Genomic DNA, 18,012 nt, shown 5'->3' with positions numbered 1-18,012 from the left:
GTGTTGGGAGGGGTGGGTCTTGTGGGGGCACTGATCCTTTCGGCGGGAAGGGTAGGGGAACTGGGGCCGCGTTGCCGGCGGGCATGGCGCCTCCCCGGCCGACACCGCGTCCGGACCCCGTGCCGAGCGCACCCCCACCAGGGCGCCGACCGCCGTCGGAGTGCCACCCCGGTCCGGACCGTCAGCGGGCCGGGCGCTGTCCGTCGATCCAGCGCGCGGCGAGCAGGCCGGACGCGGCGGTGAGGGCCGCGGCCGCGACGACCGTGGCGTTCAGGCCGAGGGTGTCGGCCAGCAGGCCGGCCAGCAGGGCGCCGGCGGCGTAGCCGATGTCGCGCCAGAAGCGGTACGTGCCGAGCGCGTTGGCACGCCAGGCGGGGTGGGCGTGGTCGGATACGGAGGCGATCAGGGCCGGGTAGACCATGGCGGTGCCGAGGCCGAGGAGCACCGCGGACAGGACGCCGGCGAGGAGGGGGCGGCCGAGGAGGGCGAGCGCCAGGACGAAACCGCCGGCCTGGACGAGCATGCCGTACACGACGAGCGGCCTGCGGCCGACGCGGTCGGAGAGGTGGCCGCTGGGGATCTGCCCGAGGCCCCACAGGATGGGATACAGGCCCTTGATCAGGCCGACCGCGGCGAGGCCGAGGCCGTGGTCGGTGAAGAGCAGCGGGAAGACGCCCCAAGTGAGGCCGTCGTTCAGGTTGTTGACCAGACCCGCCTGGCTCGCGCCGCGCAGTGAGCGGTTGCGCCAGGACGTGCGGGCGAAGATGGCCTTGAGGCCGGTGTCCGCGTCCGACGGCAACGGCTCGGTGTGCTGGGCGAGTTCGAGGGCCACATGGGCCGCGGTGTCGCGAACGACCAGCGAGAGCGCCAGCCCCGCCACCACGAAGACGACGCCGATGAGCTCGGGCGCGGGGCGCAGGCCGTGGCTGGTGGCGAGGTAGCCCGTCAGGAGCGCGGTGGCGCCGACCGCGGTGTAGCCGGCGGCCTCGTTGAGGCCCGTGGCCAGGCCGCGGCGGGCGGGGCCGACCAGGTCGATCTTCATGTTGACGGTCATCGACCAGGTCAGGCCCTGGTTGAGGCCGAGCAGGACGTTCGCCGCGACGATCCAGCCCCACGACGGCGCCCAGGCCAGCGCGAACGGCACGGGGATGCCGATCAGCCAGCCGGTGACCAGGAGTTGCTTGCGGCGGAAGCGGGCGGTCAGCGCGCCGGCCGCGAGGTTGGTCAGTGCCTTCGTGACGCCGAAGGCGATGATGAACGAGAAGACGGTCAGGTCGCTGGTCAGGCCGAACACGTGCGAGCCGATGAGGGGGACGGTGGTCCGCTCCAGTCCGACCAGGCCGCCGACGCACACGTTGACGATCACGAGCAGCGTGAACTGGACCCAGTTCCTCCGCAGCCCCAGCCGCACGGACCCCGTCGCGTCGCGCGTCGCGGCGCTCACCACGGACCGCCGGTGGCCGTCGGGCAAGCCCATCGATTCTTCCAAGTCGATTCCTTCAGGGAGCGGAGCGGGAGGGTATGCGGTCAGGCCGTGTGGTCAGGCCCCTCACCATCATCTACACTATTCCATGGATTAATGGAGGATGGCATGGCGGGAATCACCTTGGGCGGCGCGCGCACGCCCGCGGCCGGTGCGAAGGCTGACCTGTACGACGCGTTCGCGGCCAGTGGCAAGGCGCTGGCCAGCGGAAAGCGCCTGGAACTGCTCGATCTGCTGGCCCAGGGCGAGCGCACGGTCGACGCCCTGGCCAAGGCGGCGGGGCTGAACCTGACGACGGCCTCGGCGCATCTGCAGACCCTCAAGCAGGCCGGTTTCGTCGCCACCCGGCGCGAGGGCGTGCGCATCCACTACCGGCTCGCCGGTGAGGACGTGGCCCGGCTGTTCGCGCTGCTGCGCACGGTGGCCGAGGCCCACCAGGCCGCCGTCCCCGCGGCGCGCGACGCCTACCTCGGCGTCGACGGCGCCACGGAGGTCACTCACGACGAACTGCGCGCCCGCGTGGCAGCAGGGGACGTGATCGTGCTCGACGTGCGCCCGGCGGAGGAGTACCACGCCGGGCACATCCCCGGCGCGCTGTCCATCCCGGTCGACGAACTGGCCGACCGCATCGGCGAGTTGCCCGAGGAGACCGAGGTCGTCGTCTACTGCCGCGGCGCGTACTGCGTCCTCGCCTACGACGCCGTACGGCTGCTGACCGACCGCGGGCGCCGGGCGATCCGTATGAACGACGGCATGCTGGAGTGGCGCCTGGCCGAACTGCCGGTGGACGCGGGGGAGTCGGCGTGAGCGGCGGCGCCGGCCAGGCACCCGCCGCCTCACCCACGGCCACCAGGAAGAGGACATGACGAGACCCGCACCAGGCACCGGTACGTCCGGCTCCATACCCGGAGTGCCCGGAGTGCCCGGAGTGCCCGGCGCCCCCGACGCCGCCCAGGCCCAGCGCCACATCCTCCGTGTCCTCGTCGCCTCGCAGGTCCTGAGCGGGGCCGGGCTCGCCGCCGGCGTCACCGTAGGAGCGCTTCTCGCCCGGAAGATGCTCGGCAGCACGAGTCTGGCCGGGCTGCCGAGCGCCCTGTTCACCGCCGGATCGGCGCTCACCGCGGTCGCCGTCGGCCGCATGTCCCAGGCCCGCGGGCGCCGGCCCGGCCTGGCCGCCGGCTACCTCACCGGAGCCGTCGGCAGCGCGGGCGTCATCACGGCCGCGGTCCTGGACAATCCCGTCCTGCTGTTCCTCGCCCTCTTCGGCTACGCCGCCGGCACCGCCACCAACCTCCAGGCGCGCTACGCCGGAGCGGACCTCGCGCACCCGAGCCACCGCGCCCGCGCCGTGTCGACCGTCCTGGTCGCCACCACCCTCGGCGGTGTCGCCGGACCGAACCTCGCCGCACCCACCGGAAGACTCGCCGCGAGCATCGGCGTCCCCGCGCTCGCCGGTCCCTTCCTGCTGTCCGGCGCCGCCTACGCCCTCGCCGCGCTCGTCCTGGCCGTCCGGCTGCGCCCCGACCCGCTGCTCATGGCGCGCGGCCTCGCGCAGGCGGACGCGGTGGACACCGCCACCGCCGGCGCACCGGACCGACGGGAGGGCCGCGGCAGCGTGGTCCTCGGCGCGCTGGTCATGGTCCTCACCCAGCTCGTCATGGTCGCGATCATGACGATGACGCCGGTCCACCTGCACGACCACGGGCACGGCACCGCCGCCTCGGGCCTGGTCATCGCCGTCCACATCGGCGCGATGTACCTGCCCTCGCCGCTGACCGGCTGGCTCGTCGACCGGTACGGCCCCCTGAGGATCGCGGCCGTCTCCGGAGTCACCCTCCTGGCCGCCGGTCTCCTCGCCGCCACCGCGCCCGGCGACTCCGTCGCCCTCCTCGCGCTCGCCCTGGGTCTGCTGGGGCTCGGCTGGAACTTCGGCCTCGTCTCCGGCACGGCGATCATCAACGACACCGTTCCGCTGGCGACCCGCGCCAGGACGCAGGGGATGGCCGACGTCTCCATCGCGATCGCCGGCGCGACGGGCGGCCTGTCCTCCGGCCTGGTCGTGGCCGCTGCGGGCTACCCCGTGCTCGCCCTCACCGGCGGCATCCTCGCCCTCGCGGTCCTCCCGGCGGTCGCGGCGACGGTGACCCGCGCGAAGACCCCCCTGGCGTCCGACGTGCCATCGGATTCGCCGTAAAAGACGACAGAAGATGTCCGCCTTCCCCGGCACGATCGATCCTGACAGCAGGAGTCGTCGCAGAACGGGAGGGCACACATGCCGGAACCGCTGAAGGGCAAGGTCGCACTGGTCGCCGGGGCGACGCGGGGTGCCGGGCGCGGGATCGCGGTCGAGCTCGGCGCGGCCGGGGCGACGGTGTACGTGACCGGGCGCAGCACCCGCGCGCGGCGTTCCGAGTACGACCGCCCGGAGACCATCGAGGACACCGCCGACCTCGTCACCGAGGCGGGCGGCGAGGGCATCGCCGTGCCCACCGATCACCTCGACCCCGCACAGGTCCGCGCCCTCGTGGACCGCATCGCGGACGAGCAGGGCCGCCTCGACGTCCTCGTCAACGACATCTGGGGCGGCGAGCACCTCTTCGCCTGGGAGAGCCCGGTCTGGGAGCACGACCTCGACAAGGGCCTGAGGCTGCTCCGGCTCGCCGTGGAGACGCACGCCATCACCAGCCACCACGCCCTGCCCCTGCTGCTGCGCCGGCCCGGCGGACTGGTCGTCGAGGTCACCGACGGCACCGCCGACTACAACCGCGACACCTACCGCGTCTCGTTCTTCTACGACCTCGCCAAGGCGTCCGTGCTGCGCATGGCCTTCGCGCTGGGACACGAACTCGGCCCGCGCGGTGCCACCGCCGTCGCGCTCACCCCGGGCTGGCTGCGCTCGGAGATCATGCTCGAGAACTTCGGCGTGCGCGAGGAGAACTGGCGCGACGCCCTGGAACAGGTCCCGCACTTCGCCATCTCCGAGACGCCGCGCTACGTGGGCCGCGCCGTCACCGCGCTCGCCGCCGACCCGGGCGTGGCCCGGTGGAACGGCGACTCCCTCTCCAGCGGCTCCCTCGCCCGCGAGTACGGCTTCACGGACCTCGACGGCAGCCGTCCGGACGCATGGCGCTATCTGGTCGAGGTCCAGGACGCGGGGAAGCCGGCCGACGTCACCGGCTACCGCTGACCTCAATGCTGGGGCACGACCGGCAGCGGCCAGCGCGCCGAGTGCCCCGGCGGGAGCGCCAGGTCCTCGCGCACCGCCGTGTAGAAGCCCTCACGCCCGGCGCGCTGCCGCTCCAGCAGGGACTGCCAGGCCTCCGGATCGTGCGTGCCCTCCCGCACGAAGCGCTCCATCTCCACCACCGTGACGATCCACTCCCGGGCGTGCTCGACGACGTCCGGGCTGCCCAGCAGGATCAGCGCCTCGCCGTACGGCTCGCGAGCCGTCTGGACCTCGGCCAGCAGCGGCTCGGCGTCCTGGGCCGACAGGGGATGCGGGTGCGGGTCGTTGCCGAGGTGGGCCGCCACCCGGTAGGTCAGCGCGACCTGCTGCTTGAGGGCCTGCGACCAGTCCGTGTAGACCGCGAACCGCCGCTCCTCCCAGCGCGCCGCCTGCTCCCGCCGGAAGCGGGCGCGATCCCCTCGTACCACCGCCAGATACGAGCCGAGCGCGCCGATCACGACGCCAATCAGGGCGGGGAGTTGCTGCAGAAACGCGGTCATGGACGCACGCTATCCGCCCGGTAGATCTTGGCGGAGGTAGGTTCGGCCCATGGCTGACACGAAGCGCTTCGAGGGGTACGGGGTTCTCGTCACCGGCGCGGCCCGCGGCATCGGTGCCGCGGTCTCCCGGCGCCTGGCGGAAGAGGGCGCGCGCGTCCTGCTGACCGATGCCGACCCGGCCGAGGTCCGCAGGACCGCGGACGCACTGCGCGAACTCGGCCTCGCAGCCGAGGCGCTGGCGTGCGACGTGGCCGAGCGGGAGGCCGTCGAGGCGGCCGTGGCGCACGCCGTCGCCACCTTCGGGTCGCTGGACGTGCTGGTCAACTGCGCGGCGCGCTACACCCCCGACACCCCGCTCTTCGAGGACGGCACGGACGACGCCTGGGACCGCGACCTCGACATCACGCTGACCGGCGCCTACCGCTGCTGCCGGGCGGCCCTGCCGCACCTGGCCGCCTCCGGCCGTGGCGCCGTCGTCACGATCGGCTCCGTGAACGCCCTCCAGGACTTCGGCAACCACGCCTACAGCGCGGCCAAGGCCGGTCTGCTCTCGCTCACCCGCACCATGGCCGGGCAGGTCGCCGCGCGCGGTGTCCGTGTCAACCTCGTGCTCCCGGGCACGGTGCGCACCTCCGCCTGGGAGGGCCGCGAGGACGAACTCGAGACCATGCGTGCGCTGTATCCCCTCGGCCGGGTCGGCGAGCCCGAGGACATCGCCGCCGCCGTCGCCTTCCTCGCCTCCCGCGACGCGGCCTGGATCACCGGCACCACGCTCCGGGTAGATGGCGGCGTCACCGCCGTCAACACGGGGTTTCTCCGGGCGACGGGCCAGCACGGCGAGAGATGAGCCACAGCGCCCCACCCCTCTCTCTGTGACCTGGGGCACTGCGAATGTCACCGTTTCGTCGCATCGTGGGCGATCCCTGCAACCGAACGCGCCGCACGCCGGTCTAGCTGGCAGAGATCGCAGATCAGACGCGCCAACGACACGAAAGGCAAGGCCGGCCATGGGGGACATACGCAGACGGGGCGCCGTCGCGCTCGGGCTCACCGGACTGATGGCACCGCTCGCGCTCGCCCTGGGCACCGCGCCCGCGCAGGCGGCGACGAGCTGTACCACGAGCACCGGGCCGTACCAGAAGCAGGTGGAGAAGTTCCTCGGCCTGACCGTCGACGGCCGGCAGTCGGCGACCGACTGCAAGGCCATCAAGGCCTTCCAGACCAAGCACGGCATCACCCCGAACATCGGCTACGCGGGCTCCGTCACCTGGGGTGTGATGGACCTGATGAACAAGCAGAAGGCCGTCGGGAACAACCCCAACCGGGACGGCAAGTGCCCGACGAACAAGGGCCGCATCGCCTGCGTGAACCTGACGCTCCAGCTCAGCTGGATCCAGGACGGCAGTCACCTGGTCTACGGCCCCGTCCCGGTCCGCACCGGCCGCAACGGCTACGAGACCCGCACCGGTCTGAAGAAGATCTACTGGCGGGACATCGACCACGTCTCGAACATCTACAACGTGCCGATGCCCTACAGCCAGTTCTTCGACGGCGGCCAGGCCTTCCACTCGGTGAACCTCAGCATGTGGAACCCGCCGGGCTCGCACGGCTGCGTCAACATGACCCCCACCACCGCCAAGAAGTACTGGTCGCTGCTGAAGACGGGCGACGACGTCTTCGTCTACGGCCGCAAGCCGGGCACCTGAGACAGGCACCCGGCTCGCCGGGTGGCACTACGCGGGCGCGTCCCCGAAGTCAGGGATCTCCAGTCGTGCGCCACCCTGCCGTGCGGAGTCGTGCGCGACGATGCCCGGCAGGGTGTAGCGGGCGGCCACCCAGGCGTTGACGGACGGCAGCGACCGGGTGTTCACGGCGGTCACGAAGTCGTCCACCAGGAAGTGGTGGCTGCCCTCGTGCCCGTTGTGCAGGTGGTCGAACTCCCGCGGCAGCCGGGCCCGGTCGTGCACCGGCGCCGAGCCTGAGGTGAAGGCGGCCCGCAGCTCCGGGGCGATGTGCTGGAGTGACGGGTCGTCAGGAGCCATGGTGGGCTTGGGCTCCAGCAGCTCGCTGATGTCCTTGACGCCCTTCTTGTCCTGCCAGAACGCGACCGTCGCGAGCTGCTCCATGCTCGCGTCCGTGCCGAAGAACCGGAAACGCGACTCCCGGATGTGCGAGGGGTAGCCGACCCGCCGGAACTCGTTGGTGCGGAACGAACCGCCGCCCGCCACCTCGAACAGCGCGGTCGCGTTGGAGAAGTCGTTGCCGAACTGGCTGACCTCCTTGTCGAAGACGCCGTCGCCGCGCTCGTCGACCACCCCGATCGCCGACACGCTCGTGGCGTACGTCTGCCAGGCGCCGAGCACGCCGCCCACCGAGTGCGTGGGGTAGAGCAGCGGGGGATAGCTGGCGGTCTGCTTCCATTTCTCGCCGCCGCTGTACTGGTAGGCCTCGTAGAACCCCAGGTCCATGTCGTGGACGTAGTCGCCCTCGGCGTAGAAGATCCGCCCGAAGGCGCCCTCGGCGATCTGGTTGCGGGCGTGCACGGTCGCCGGGTTGTACTGGCTGGTCTCGCCCATCATGTAGGTGAGGCCGGTGCGCTTGACCGCCTCGATGATGGCGGCGATCTCCTCCCTGGTGATCGCCATGGGGACCGCGGAGTAGACGTGCTTGCCGGCGTTCAGGCCCTGGAGTACGAGGGGTCCGTGCGTCCAGCGCTGGGTGAAGACGGCGACCGCGTCGACGTCCGGGGACTCCAGCATCGCCTGGTACGAGGAGAAGGGGCCCGCCAGCCCCTGGGCGGCGGCGAGTTGGTCTGCCCGGTCGGGCAGCAGGTCGGTGACGTAGACGTCGCTGACGCCGGGGTGGGCCTGGAACAGCGTGGCGAACTGGCCGGAGAACTGGCCGGCGCCGACGATGCCGAGCGAGAACGTCATGTGAGGCGTGCCCTTCACTGGTACGGAGATCACTGCGAGAGGATCAGGTTGATCTGGTCGGTGGTCTGGTCGAGGCTGCCGGCGGACCTGCCGCTGCCGTAGATGCCCTGCATGGCCGGGTGCATCAACGCGTAGACGTCCGCCGCGTAGTTGGTGATCGGGAAGGTGAAGGTCCTGAAGTCCTTCCGGTCGGTGACGGGCTTCGTGAACGCCGAGACGTCGATGCCCTTCCGGCCGTACGCGGCCACCGCCGCCTTCGTCCCGTCGGGCGTGGCGGGGAAGACGATGCCGTAGCGGCCGACGATCTGCTGGCAGGCGTCCGAGGCGAGGTAGCGCACCCACTTCTTGGCGCCCCGCTTGTTGTGGGCGTTCTTGGTGACGGAGTCGGCGAGGCCGTTCATCATGGTGGCCCGCTCGCCGGTCGGGCCGGCCGGCGTGGGCGCGGTGGCGACCTCGACGCCCTTCGTCGCCGCGTAGGTGGAGATCATCCAGGCACCGTCGAAGGCGGTTGCCGCCTTGCCCGCGGCCACCTGCGCGTTGGCCGGGTTGGCGCCCGCGCTGTAGTCCGTGAGCGGTGCGAGGTACCCCTTCTTCGCGAGGCCGAAGTACCACTTGATCACGGACTGGAAGGTCTTGCTGTCGTAGCGGTACTTCTGGCCCCACCGCTTCTTGTCGGTGTAGCTCCAGCCCGCGGAGGCGGCGAAGTTGCTCCAGGTCGTCTGCCCGTCGCCGTCACCACCGCCGCCGGTCGCGAGGCCGTACACCTTGACGTGGTGCTTGTCGAAGCCCGGCTCGTCGCCGCGCCTGCCATGCGTGTCGACCGTGAGGCGGGCGACGGCCTTCTCGAAGGTGCCGCCGTCCTTCGGGTTCCACGCCAGGCCGGCCATCTGCTGCGGCGTGAGCCCGGCCGACCGCACCATCTTCCCGTTGTAGAAGAGGGCGACCGTGTCCCAGTCCTTGGGGGTGCCGTAGCGATGGCCGTCCCGGCCGATCCAGTTGTCGGCCAGTCCCGGCTGGTAGGCGGCCGGGTCGACGTCCAGGTCGTCCAGCGGTTCGAGGACCTTCAGGTCGGCGAACTGGCCGAACTTCTGGATGTGGTCGGTGAAGACGTCCGGCTGGGTGCCCGCGATGAAGCTCGCGGTCAGCTTGGTCCAGTAGTCGTCCCAGCCCAGCTGGCTGATCTTCACCTTCAGCCCCGGGTTCTCCTGTTCGAACCCCTTGGCGCAGGCCTGGTAGGCGGGCAGCTGGTTGGCGTCCCACAGCCAGTACGTGACCGTGTTCGCGCCCGCTCCGGCGCCGCCCTGTGCGCACCCGGAGACGAGGGACAGTGCCAGGGCGCCGGTCAGTGCCACGGCGCTTCGCATACGAACTCGCATCCCTGTCCCCTTACTTGAGCCCGGTGAAGCTGATGGTGCTGACGATGCGGCGCGCGAAGCAGCCGAAGAGCACGAGCATCGGCAGTGCGGCGATGAGGGTCGCGGCCATCAGGCCGGACCAGTCGTAGCCTGTCTGCGGGGTCTGCGCCCGGAAGATGGCCAGCGCCACGGTCAGCACCCGTGAGCTGTCGCTGTAGGACACCATCAGCGGCCAGAAGTAGTCGTTCCAGGAGGTGATGTACGTCAGCACGCCCAGCGTGAGGATGGGTGTGGACGCCATCGGCAGCATCACCCGGAAGAAGATCCGGATCTTTCCGGCCCCGTCCAGCAGGGCCGCCTCCTCGACCTCCCGCGGGACGTTCATGAAGAACTGGCGCAGGAAGAACACCGCGAACGGCGTCATGAACATCGTCGGCAGCGCGATGCCCAACAGGGTGTCCACCAGGTGGAGTTGCTTGATGAGCACGAAGTTCGGCAGCAGGGTGAAGATCGCGGGCACCATCAGCCCGGCGAGGAACAGCCCGAACACCTTGTCCCGGCCGCGCCACCTCAGCCGCGCGAAGGCGTAGGCGGCCATGGCGGAGAAGAAGATCTGGCAGACGGTGATCAGGGTCGAGACCAGCACCGAGTTGAGCAGGTAGCGCCAGAACTTCAGCCCGCCGCCCGCGCCGCCCTGGGCGATCGCGTCCTTGGTCGACTGCAGGCCCAGGGCGCGGGCGAAGCCGCCGCCCGTCAGGTCGACCGGCAGGGGATCGCCGGGGTGCGCGGCGAGCGCGGTGTTGGTGGACAGCGCGGTGCGCAGGATCCAGTAGAACGGCAGCAGGGTGATGAGCACGATCGCGGTCATCACCACCCAGGCGGCGATCCGGCCGGCGGAGGGCCGGCGCCTGGTGGGCCGTACGGTCGACGTGGTGGCCACGGAAGCCATGTCGGTCACTCCCTTCCGTCAGCCGAGGTCGCTCTGGCCGGCCCGGGTGAGCCGGTACTGCAGGAACGTGATCGCGCTCAGCACCACGAGCAGGGCCACGGACATGGCCGAGGCGTAGCCGAACTGGAAGCGGCCGAAGGCGGCGCCGTAGATGTAGTACTGGAGCACGTTGGTGGCGTTCGCCGGCCCGCCCATGGTCGTCACGGCGACGGTGTCGAAGACCTGGAAGGAGCCGATCACCGTCATGATCAGCACGACCGCGAGCACCGGCCGCAGCAGCGGCAGCGTGATCCGCCAGAACATCCGCCACTCGCTCGCGCCGTCCACCCTGGCGGCCTCGTACATGTCGTTCGGGATGGCCATCAGCCCGGCGAACAGCAACAGCGCGGTGTACCCGACGTGCCGCCAGACGTTGATCAGGGCGATCGTCGGGATCGCCCAGGTCTCGTCGGCGAGGAACGGGATGTGGTCGAACCCGAGCGCCCCGATGACCTGGTTGCCGATGCCGAGCTGAGTGTCCAGGATCCACAGCCAGACGACGCCCGCGACGACGTTGGACATCAGATACGGCGTCAGCACAATCCCGCGCAGCACCGCCGACTGCGTCAGCCGCTGGAGCAGGACGGCGATGGCGAGCGCCGAGACCGTCTGCACGCCGATGTTGATGACCACGTACTCGAGGGTGACCTTCAACGAGTCCCAGAAGATGGGGTCGTGGACCATCCGCACGTAGTTGTCGAGGCCCACCCACTCGGCCGGGGTGAGCAGGTTGAAGCGGGTGAAGCTCAGGTAGACGCCCCGCAGGGTGGGCCAGAGGAGGAAGACCAGGAAGCCCAGCAGCGCCGGCGCGACGAACACCGCGGCCAGCCGTCCGTCGCCCCCGTTCTCACGGGCCTTCGCCCGTCCCGTCCTGGGCCTGGTACCCAATCCCTCGGCACCGCGCAGCGGCAGGCGCGAAGGGGGGCTGCTGGAGGCGATGGTCATCAGGAGACTCCTCGTCTGCGGCGGCTCGTCCTCGGCATTTACTTTCGATGCGAAAGAATCCAGGCGTCAAGGGGCCCGTCACGATCTCTTTCCGGGCCTGCCGTGCGGGATATCCTGAGCGGGTTGATTCCGTGATGGAAAAAAGCATGTGGGAGTCTGACCGTCATGACCACAGTTGCCGCCAGCTGGCTGCCCCTGAGTCCCGGTGAGCGCTCGGTGGCGATCGAGGTGCTCGTCAACGGCCCGCTGTCACGCACCGAACTGGCCCGGCGGCTCGACCTGTCCGCGGGCAGCCTCACCCGGCTGACCAAGCCCCTGATCGAGTCGGGCCTGCTGATCGAGGTCACCGAGGCCGGCCTGCCGGCCGAGGGGCGCCAGGGCCGCCCCTCGCAGCCGCTCGACGTGGTCGCCGAGTCCCGCTCATTCATCGGCTTCAAGATCACCGAAGACATGGTCTACGGCGTCGTCACCACCCTCCGCAGTGACATCGTCGCCCGCTACGACCGCCCGCTGGACACCCACGACCCGGCCGAAGTCGCCGACGTGCTGGCGGAGATGACGGCCGAGCTCGCCCGCGCCCACCCGTGCCTCGCGGGGATCGGCATCGGCGTCGGCGGCCTGGTCGAGGACCGGGCCGTGGTGGGGGAGTCGCCGTTCCTGCGCTGGCAGGACGTCCCGCTCGGCGAACTCGTCGAGGAGCGCACCGGGCTGCCGGTCGTGGTCGAGAACGACGTCGCCGCCCTCGTCGAGGCCGAGACCTGGTTCGGGGCCGGCCGGGGCCTGGACCGCTTCGTCGTCCTCACCATCGGCGCCGGCATCGGCTACGGGCTGGTCCTGGGCGGCCGGCGCGTGCCCTGCGCCGAGGAGGACCGCGGCTTCGGCCGCCACTGGATCATCGACCCCAACGGCCCGCTCACCCCGGACGGCGAACGCGGCAGCGCGGTCTCGCTGCTGACCATCTCCAGCATCCGCTACCAGGTCCGCGCCGCCACCGGACGGGACTGGACCTACGAGGAGATCCTCGGCCTGGCCTCGGCCGGTGAGCCCATGCACGCCCGGGTCGTCGGCGAGGCGGCGCGTGCCCTCGGCACCCTTGTCGCCCAGATCGCCAACTTCGCGATGCCGCAGAGGATCCTGCTCGCCGGCGAGGGCGTCGGGCTGATGGATGTGGCCGGGGACACGGTGCGGGAGGCGATCGCCGCCCAGCGGCATCCGCTCGCGGCGCCGGTGCCCCTGGAGACCAAGGTGTCGGACTTCCACGACTGGGCCCGCGGCGCCGCCGTCCTGGCCATTCAGGTGCTGGTCCTCGGGGTCGCCGACGTGTGAACTGGGCCTCCCGCCTTGGCAGATGGACGTGACCAGCAACACGGTCCCTTATGTCCGTTTCATGCGACCTTACTCACAGCGCCTTCACGTACAGGGCCGTATGCTTCACATCATGTCCACCACCGTTGAACCCGCCTCCGCCCGTTCGGCAGACGAGGTCAACGAGGAGATCCGGGCCCTGTGGCGCCGGTCGGGCGGGACACTGAGCGGCGAGCAGCGCGAGGAGTACCAGCGCCTCGTCCTGGAGTGGGCCGCGGCGGCCCCGCCCCGGTCGCGGGCGGCCTGAGCGGACCCTGAGTCCCGCGCCGCCCCCGAACCCGGCGCCCGGACGGGCCCTCTCCTTGATCTGACCTTCACTGCCCACCTGACCGACCTGTTGTGGGTTGCTCGCCTCCCGCTGCCCCTTGGCCGAGCCGTCAGCTCCAGGTCGCCGAGTAGTAGCGGCGGTACTCCTTGCGGTCCTGCTCCGCGCGGATGTAGCGGGTGGCGACCAGTGCCAGCAGGCTGCCGCCGATGACCAGCATCCCGGGACCGACGTTGTTCGGGTTGGCGAGCCGGGCCAGCAGCGTCTCGCCGTCGTTCGCGAGGCCCGAGACGGGACCCGAGGAGCCGGGGGAGGCCGCGCCGGGCGCGATCGCGCTGTGTGTGGCCGAGGAGGACGGCGAAGCGGTGCTCTGACCGGCGGCCTGCTTCGACACGATCATCTGGACGCCGAGCGCCTGCATCGCCTTGGTCACCGGCTGGAAGAACGTCGTGCCGCCCGACGTGCAGTCGCCGCTGCCGCCCGAGGTCACACCCAGCGCGACCCCGTCGGAGAACAGCGGGCCCCCGCTGTCCCCGGGCTCGGCGCACACGTTCGTCTCGATCAGGCCGGTGACCGTGCCCTCCGGGTAGTTGACCGTCGCGTCCAGTCCCTTGACCTCGCCGTCGTGCAGCCCACTGGTGCTGCCGCTGCGGAACACCCGCTGCCCCACGGTCGGATCGCCGACGCCCGTGATGCGCACGCCGTTGCCGTTGCCGATGGCCACGACGTCGGCACCTGCGCCCGCCTTGCCGGTCGCGTACTGGACCAGCGAGAAGTCACTGCCGGGGAAGTCCTGCCGCACCGTCTTGCCGAGCTGCTGGTTGCCCTGGTTGTCCGCGAACCAGATGGACCCGGCCGGCCCGCAGTGCCCGGCGGTGAGGATGAAGTCGCTCTTGCCGTCGGTCACGTTGAAGCCCGCCGAGCAGCGGCCGCCGGTCGACAGGATCGGCTGCGCGCCGTTGAGCCGGGTCGTGAACTCGCCCTGCGTGCGCTCCGTGCGCACGAACGAGCCGATGCCGGAGGCGACCTTGGTCATCTGCGACCAGTCGGAGGCCGAGACGGTGCTGTCGCCCTGCACCACCACCTGGTTGGTGCGGTAGTCCATGACCCAGGCCGTGCCGGCCACCCGCGGCGCCGCACGCAGCGTCGACGCCGCCGCCTTGAGGTCGTTCATGCTGTGCGACACCATCGTGGCCCGCGCACCCGCGCTCTCGACCTGGGCCGCCGCCTGCTTGTCGGTCACCGCGACCACCGGGCGCCCGTCCGTGCCGATCCAGGTGCCGGCCGTGCGGGCGGTGCCGAGCTGCGACACGAGCGCGGCAGCGGGGTTCTCCGAGGTGCCGGAGGCGCTGAACGGGAGCGCGGAGGTGCCGGGCGTCTCGCTCGCCATGGCGGCCTGCGTCACCATCGCTCCCCCGAGGAGGAGGCCGCCGACGGCCGCCAGCCGCGTCGCTCGCCGGACGATCCGTCGTCGTGCGTGCCTCATGCATGGCTCCCGAACCCGTACGCGCGGTGTGAACACCGCGGGGCACTCCGGTCGTTGAGCGCCCTCGTTCCATACGGGCCCGGGGACCGTTCCGTTCAGCGCGCGGGCGATCTTCTCAGGGCTTGCGACCCACCCCGCCGTACAGGGCCACTTCCTGCGGCAGTTCCCCGCCGCAGCCCTCGGGCCGCCAGTGCGAGCACGAGACCACACCCGGTTCCAGAAGGTCCAGGCCGTCGAAGAACCGGGCCACCGCCTGCGGCGTGCGCTGGACCAGCCCCGGTATGCCGCGCTCGTTCCAGTACTTGACCGCCGCGTCCACCTCCGGCAGCTCGGGGCTGGTGATGGTGTGGGACAGCACGAGATGGCTGCCGGACGGCAGCGCGTCCATGAGGCGGCGCACGATCCCGTACGGGTCCTCGTCGTCGCGCAGGAAGATGACCACCCCGAGCAGCATCAGCGCGACCGGCCGGGTGAGATCCAGCGTGTCGGCGGCCCGCTCCAGGATCGCGTCGACGTTGCGCAGGTCCTCGTCGAGATGGTCCGTCCGCCCCTCGGGCGAGCTGGTGAGCAGGGCGCGGGCGTGCGCGAGTACCAGCGGGTCGTTGTCGACGTAGACGACCCGTGCCTGGGGAGCGAGACGCTGGGCAACCTCGTGCGTGTTGTCGGCGGTGGGCAGGCCCGTACCGATGTCGAGGAACTGGCGGATCCCGGCCTCGGTCACGAGATGACGCACGGCCCGTCCCAGGAAGAGGCGGTCGGCGCGGGCGTACTCGTCGATGGCCGGGTGGAGCTCGCGGATGCGGTCACCGGCCACCCGGTCGACCTCGTAGTAGTCGCTGCCACCGAGCCAGTAGTTCCAGATCCGGGCCGTGTGCGGGCGCAGCGTGTCGATACGTCTGCGCAGCGCCGCGGCGTGGTCCTCGGTGCATGCCGGATTCTCGGTCAAGGGGTCCGCTCCTGGAGTGCCATGTGAGGGGTGGCATCAACCGGCAATCCAACCACCGGAGTTGACGTTTGCCGAGGGTGGGGAGTGGGTGCTTTCGGCGCGATGCCGGTCGTGCACCGGGTTGTTCCAGGTGGGAGGTGTGCGCCCTATCTTGAGCCCCATGAACAGGATCCCGCACGACACGTCCGGTGAACCGAATCCGCTGCGCATCCTCTCCCTCGACCAGCTCCGCCGTCGCACCAGCATGAAATGGCGCACCCATCCGGCCGACGTACTGCCCCTGTGGGTGGCCGAGATGGACGTCCCGCTCGCCGAACCCGTCGTGCGTGCGGTCGCCGAGGCGCTCGCGCTCGGCGACACCGGCTATCCGTCGGGCACCGCCTACGCCGAGGCGTTCGCCGCGTTCGCGGAGAAGCGGTGGGGGTGGGACGGGCTCGCGGTGGAGCGCACCGCGATCGTGCCGGACGTGATGCTGGGCGTCGTCGAGATGCTCCGGCTGGTGTCCGGGCCCGGGGACACGGTGATCGTCAACTCGCCGGTGTATCCGCCGTTCTACCAGTTCGTCGAGCACATGGACCGGCTGGTCCTGGAGGCGCCGCTCGGGCCGGACCTGCGCATCGGCCTCGGCGCGCTGGAGGAGTCCTTCCGGCAGGCCGTCGCTGACGGGCGCCGCGCCGCCTACCTGCTGTGCAGCCCGCACAACCCGACCGGCACCGTGCACACGGCCGACGAGCTCTCCGCGGTGACCGCCCTCGCCGGCCGCCACGGCGTCCGCGTCGTCGTGGACGAGATCCACGCCCCGGTGACCGCGCCGGGCGCGGACTTCGTGCCGTACCTGAGCGTCCCGGGCGCGGAGAGCGGCCTGTCGCTGATGTCCGCGTCGAAGGGCTGGAACCTGGCGGGGCTGAAGGCGGCGCTCGCGATCGCCGGACCGGCGGCCGCCGCCGACCTCGCCCGGCTGCCGGAGGAGGTGGGCCACGGCCCGAGCCACATCGGCGTCATCGCCCACACGGCCGCCCTGACCGACGGCACCGCCTGGCTGGACGCCCTGCTCGGCGGCCTCGACGACAACCGCCGGCTGCTGTCCGAGCTGCTCGCCGAGCACCTTCCCGCCGTCACCTACCGCCCCGGGGAGGCCACCTATCTGGCCTGGCTCGACTGCCGGGCCCTCGGCCTCGGCGACGATCCGGCCGAGGTGTTCCTGGAGAGGGGGAGGGTGGCGCTGAGCCCGGGCGTCCCCTTCGGCACCGGCGGGGCGGGCCACGTACGCCTGAACCTGGCGACCTCGCCCGAGATCATCACCGAGGCCGTACGGCGGATGGCGGCGGCGCTCCCCTGAGCACGGGCCCCGGCGCAGCGGGCCGGACGGACACCGGCCCGGGCGCACACCGGGCTGGAGGGACACCGGGCTGGAGGGACACCGGGTTGGAGGGACACCGAGCCGGAGGGATACCGGGCCGGAGGGACACTGGGCTGGGCCGGACACCGGCCGGAGGGATACCGGGCCGGACGGACACCGGCCGAGGTGGATACAGGGCTGGGCCGGACACCGGCCGGAGGGATACCGGGCCGGACGGACACCGGCCGGAGGGACAACGGCCGGAGGGACACCGGCCGGAGGGACACCGGCCGGAGGGACACCGGCCGGAGGAGCCGGCGGGGGCGGAGACCGGCCGGGGCGGATACCGGTCTGGGCGAACACCGGTCGGGTGCGGGGGGCATGGACCCGAGACGGCCCTGCATGATGGGCCCATGCGCGTACTGATGCCGCTCCCCGACCACGACTTCGACGTCACCGAGGTCGCCGTGCCCTGGCGCCTGCTCACGGACGCCGGGCACGAGGTGGTCCTCGCCACCGAACGCGCCGGCACCCGCCCCGCCGCGGACCCGCGCCTGCTGACCGGCGTCCTCTTCGGGCAGCTCGGCGCGGAGGACGAGCCCAAGCGGTTCTACGAACAGCTCACCGCGGCACCCGAGTTCGGCGCCACGGTGAGCTGGACCGACGTGGACGTCACGGCGTTCGACGGACTGCTGCTGCCGGGCGGGCACGCGCGCGGCATGCGGCAGTACCTCGACTCGGCGGAACTGCGCGAGCAGGTGGCCCGGTTCTGGGCGCTCGGCCGCCCGGTCGGCGCGATCTGCCACGGTGTGCTGGTCCTGGCCCGCACCCAGGACCCCGGCACCGGACGCAGCGTCCTCGCCGGCCGCAGGACGACCTGCCTGCCGAAGTACATGGAGCGCACCGCCTACCTGACCACCGCCTGGCGCCTCGGCCGCTACTACCGCACCTACCCGGCGTACGTGGAGGACGAGGTGCGCGCGGCCCTCGCCGACCCGGCCGCCCAGTTCGAGCGCGGCCCCCGGGAGCTCACCCGGCGCGGCACGGCGGGCGACGACACCCATGCCTTCGCCGTCCAGGACGGCACCTATCTGTCGGCGCGCTGGCCGGGAGACGCCTATCTCTTCGCCCGCCGCTACCGGGAACTCCTCGAAGCACCGTCAGGTGCCTAGACTTTTGTC

Annotated in this window: 17 protein-coding genes; 9 read left to right on the top strand and 8 right to left on the bottom strand. The window is 71.5% G+C overall.

The window, feature by feature from the left end; all coding sequences use genetic code 11:
• Window positions 1-181: 181 nt before the first annotated feature.
• Window positions 182-1,489: an MFS transporter gene (locus ACFU97_RS37365; protein ID WP_384265344.1), complete on the bottom strand. Its 1,308-nt coding sequence runs from the start codon at window positions 1,487-1,489 to the stop codon at window positions 182-184.
• A gap of 102 nt (window positions 1,490-1,591) precedes the next feature.
• On the opposite strand from ACFU97_RS37365, the gene ACFU97_RS37360 reads away from it, so the two are divergent.
• The 3 genes from ACFU97_RS37360 (at window position 1,592) to ACFU97_RS37350 (ending at window position 4,670) form a co-directional block, all read left to right on the top strand.
• Window positions 1,592-2,290: an ArsR/SmtB family transcription factor gene (locus tag ACFU97_RS37360; RefSeq protein ID WP_384265342.1), complete on the top strand. Its 699-nt coding sequence runs from the start codon at window positions 1,592-1,594 to the stop codon at window positions 2,288-2,290.
• 55 nt (window positions 2,291-2,345) lie between these two features.
• Complete coding sequence (locus ACFU97_RS37355) at window positions 2,346-3,677, top strand: MFS transporter (protein ID WP_384265339.1); 1,332 nt, start codon at window positions 2,346-2,348, stop codon at window positions 3,675-3,677.
• Between the two features lie 78 nt (window positions 3,678-3,755).
• Window positions 3,756-4,670: an SDR family oxidoreductase gene (locus ACFU97_RS37350; RefSeq protein WP_384265338.1), complete on the top strand. Its 915-nt coding sequence runs from the start codon at window positions 3,756-3,758 to the stop codon at window positions 4,668-4,670.
• 2 nt (window positions 4,671-4,672) lie between these two features.
• On the opposite strand, the gene ACFU97_RS37345 is transcribed toward ACFU97_RS37350, so the two are convergent.
• Window positions 4,673-5,209 carry a hypothetical protein gene (locus tag ACFU97_RS37345; RefSeq protein ID WP_384265336.1) on the bottom strand — a complete coding sequence of 179 codons (537 nt, stop codon included), beginning with the start codon at window positions 5,207-5,209 and terminating at the stop codon, window positions 4,673-4,675.
• 49 nt (window positions 5,210-5,258) lie between these two features.
• Between ACFU97_RS37345 and ACFU97_RS37340 the strand changes: the two genes are divergently transcribed.
• Window positions 5,259-6,056 (top strand): SDR family NAD(P)-dependent oxidoreductase, encoded by a 798-nt coding sequence (locus ACFU97_RS37340; protein ID WP_384265333.1) that lies wholly within the window; start codon window positions 5,259-5,261, stop codon window positions 6,054-6,056.
• Between the two features lie 160 nt (window positions 6,057-6,216).
• Entirely contained in the window at window positions 6,217-6,915 is a 699-nt protein-coding gene (locus ACFU97_RS37335) for a L,D-transpeptidase family protein (protein ID WP_384265331.1), read from the top strand.
• Between the two features lie 27 nt (window positions 6,916-6,942).
• Here the strand turns inward: ACFU97_RS37335 and ACFU97_RS37330 are convergent, their stop codons facing one another.
• From ACFU97_RS37330 to ACFU97_RS37315, 4 genes are read right to left on the bottom strand one after another with little or no spacing between them, the layout of a single operon-like run.
• Complete coding sequence (locus tag ACFU97_RS37330) at window positions 6,943-8,142, bottom strand: Gfo/Idh/MocA family protein (RefSeq protein ID WP_384265329.1); 1,200 nt, start codon at window positions 8,140-8,142, stop codon at window positions 6,943-6,945.
• A 29-nt stretch (window positions 8,143-8,171) separates the two neighbouring features.
• Window positions 8,172-9,506: an ABC transporter substrate-binding protein gene (locus ACFU97_RS37325; RefSeq protein ID WP_384265326.1), complete on the bottom strand. Its 1,335-nt coding sequence runs from the start codon at window positions 9,504-9,506 to the stop codon at window positions 8,172-8,174.
• A 22-nt stretch (window positions 9,507-9,528) separates the two neighbouring features.
• On the bottom strand, window positions 9,529-10,446 hold the full coding sequence (locus ACFU97_RS37320) for a carbohydrate ABC transporter permease (RefSeq protein WP_384265324.1): 918 nt from the start codon (window positions 10,444-10,446) through the stop codon (window positions 9,529-9,531).
• An 18-nt stretch (window positions 10,447-10,464) separates the two neighbouring features.
• Window positions 10,465-11,430, bottom strand: a complete 966-nt coding sequence (locus ACFU97_RS37315) for a carbohydrate ABC transporter permease (protein WP_384265321.1) — start codon at window positions 11,428-11,430, stop codon at window positions 10,465-10,467.
• A 165-nt stretch (window positions 11,431-11,595) separates the two neighbouring features.
• Between ACFU97_RS37315 and ACFU97_RS37310 the strand changes: the two genes are divergently transcribed.
• Both ACFU97_RS37310 and ACFU97_RS37305 read left to right on the top strand, forming a co-directional pair.
• On the top strand, window positions 11,596-12,756 hold the full coding sequence (locus tag ACFU97_RS37310; protein WP_384265320.1) for an ROK family protein: 1,161 nt from the start codon (window positions 11,596-11,598) through the stop codon (window positions 12,754-12,756).
• A 100-nt stretch (window positions 12,757-12,856) separates the two neighbouring features.
• Window positions 12,857-13,042, top strand: a complete 186-nt coding sequence (locus tag ACFU97_RS37305; RefSeq protein ID WP_384265317.1) for a hypothetical protein — start codon at window positions 12,857-12,859, stop codon at window positions 13,040-13,042.
• A 130-nt stretch (window positions 13,043-13,172) separates the two neighbouring features.
• Here the strand turns inward: ACFU97_RS37305 and ACFU97_RS37300 are convergent, their stop codons facing one another.
• Together ACFU97_RS37300 and ACFU97_RS37295 are read right to left on the bottom strand one after the other, a co-directional pair.
• Window positions 13,173-14,546 (bottom strand): S1 family peptidase, encoded by a 1,374-nt coding sequence (locus ACFU97_RS37300; RefSeq protein ID WP_384265315.1) that lies wholly within the window; start codon window positions 14,544-14,546, stop codon window positions 13,173-13,175.
• Window positions 14,547-14,661: 115 nt separating this feature from the next.
• The gene (locus ACFU97_RS37295; RefSeq protein ID WP_384265312.1) at window positions 14,662-15,492 is read right to left on the bottom strand and encodes an SAM-dependent methyltransferase; all 831 of its coding nucleotides are present in this window, start codon (window positions 15,490-15,492) and stop codon (window positions 14,662-14,664) included.
• Between the two features lie 160 nt (window positions 15,493-15,652).
• On the opposite strand from ACFU97_RS37295, the gene ACFU97_RS37290 reads away from it, so the two are divergent.
• Together ACFU97_RS37290 and ACFU97_RS37285 are read left to right on the top strand one after the other, a co-directional pair.
• Window positions 15,653-16,831, top strand: a complete 1,179-nt coding sequence (locus ACFU97_RS37290) for a MalY/PatB family protein (RefSeq protein ID WP_384265310.1) — start codon at window positions 15,653-15,655, stop codon at window positions 16,829-16,831.
• Between the two features lie 413 nt (window positions 16,832-17,244).
• Complete coding sequence (locus ACFU97_RS37285) at window positions 17,245-18,003, top strand: type 1 glutamine amidotransferase domain-containing protein (protein ID WP_384265307.1); 759 nt, start codon at window positions 17,245-17,247, stop codon at window positions 18,001-18,003.
• Window positions 18,004-18,012: the final 9 nt, after the last annotated feature.

Source organism: Streptomyces sp. NPDC057616, from assembly GCF_042800575.1.
GTDB lineage: Bacteria > Actinomycetota > Actinomycetes > Streptomycetales > Streptomycetaceae > Streptomyces.
This window is presented reverse-complemented; position numbering and strand designations above follow the sequence as displayed.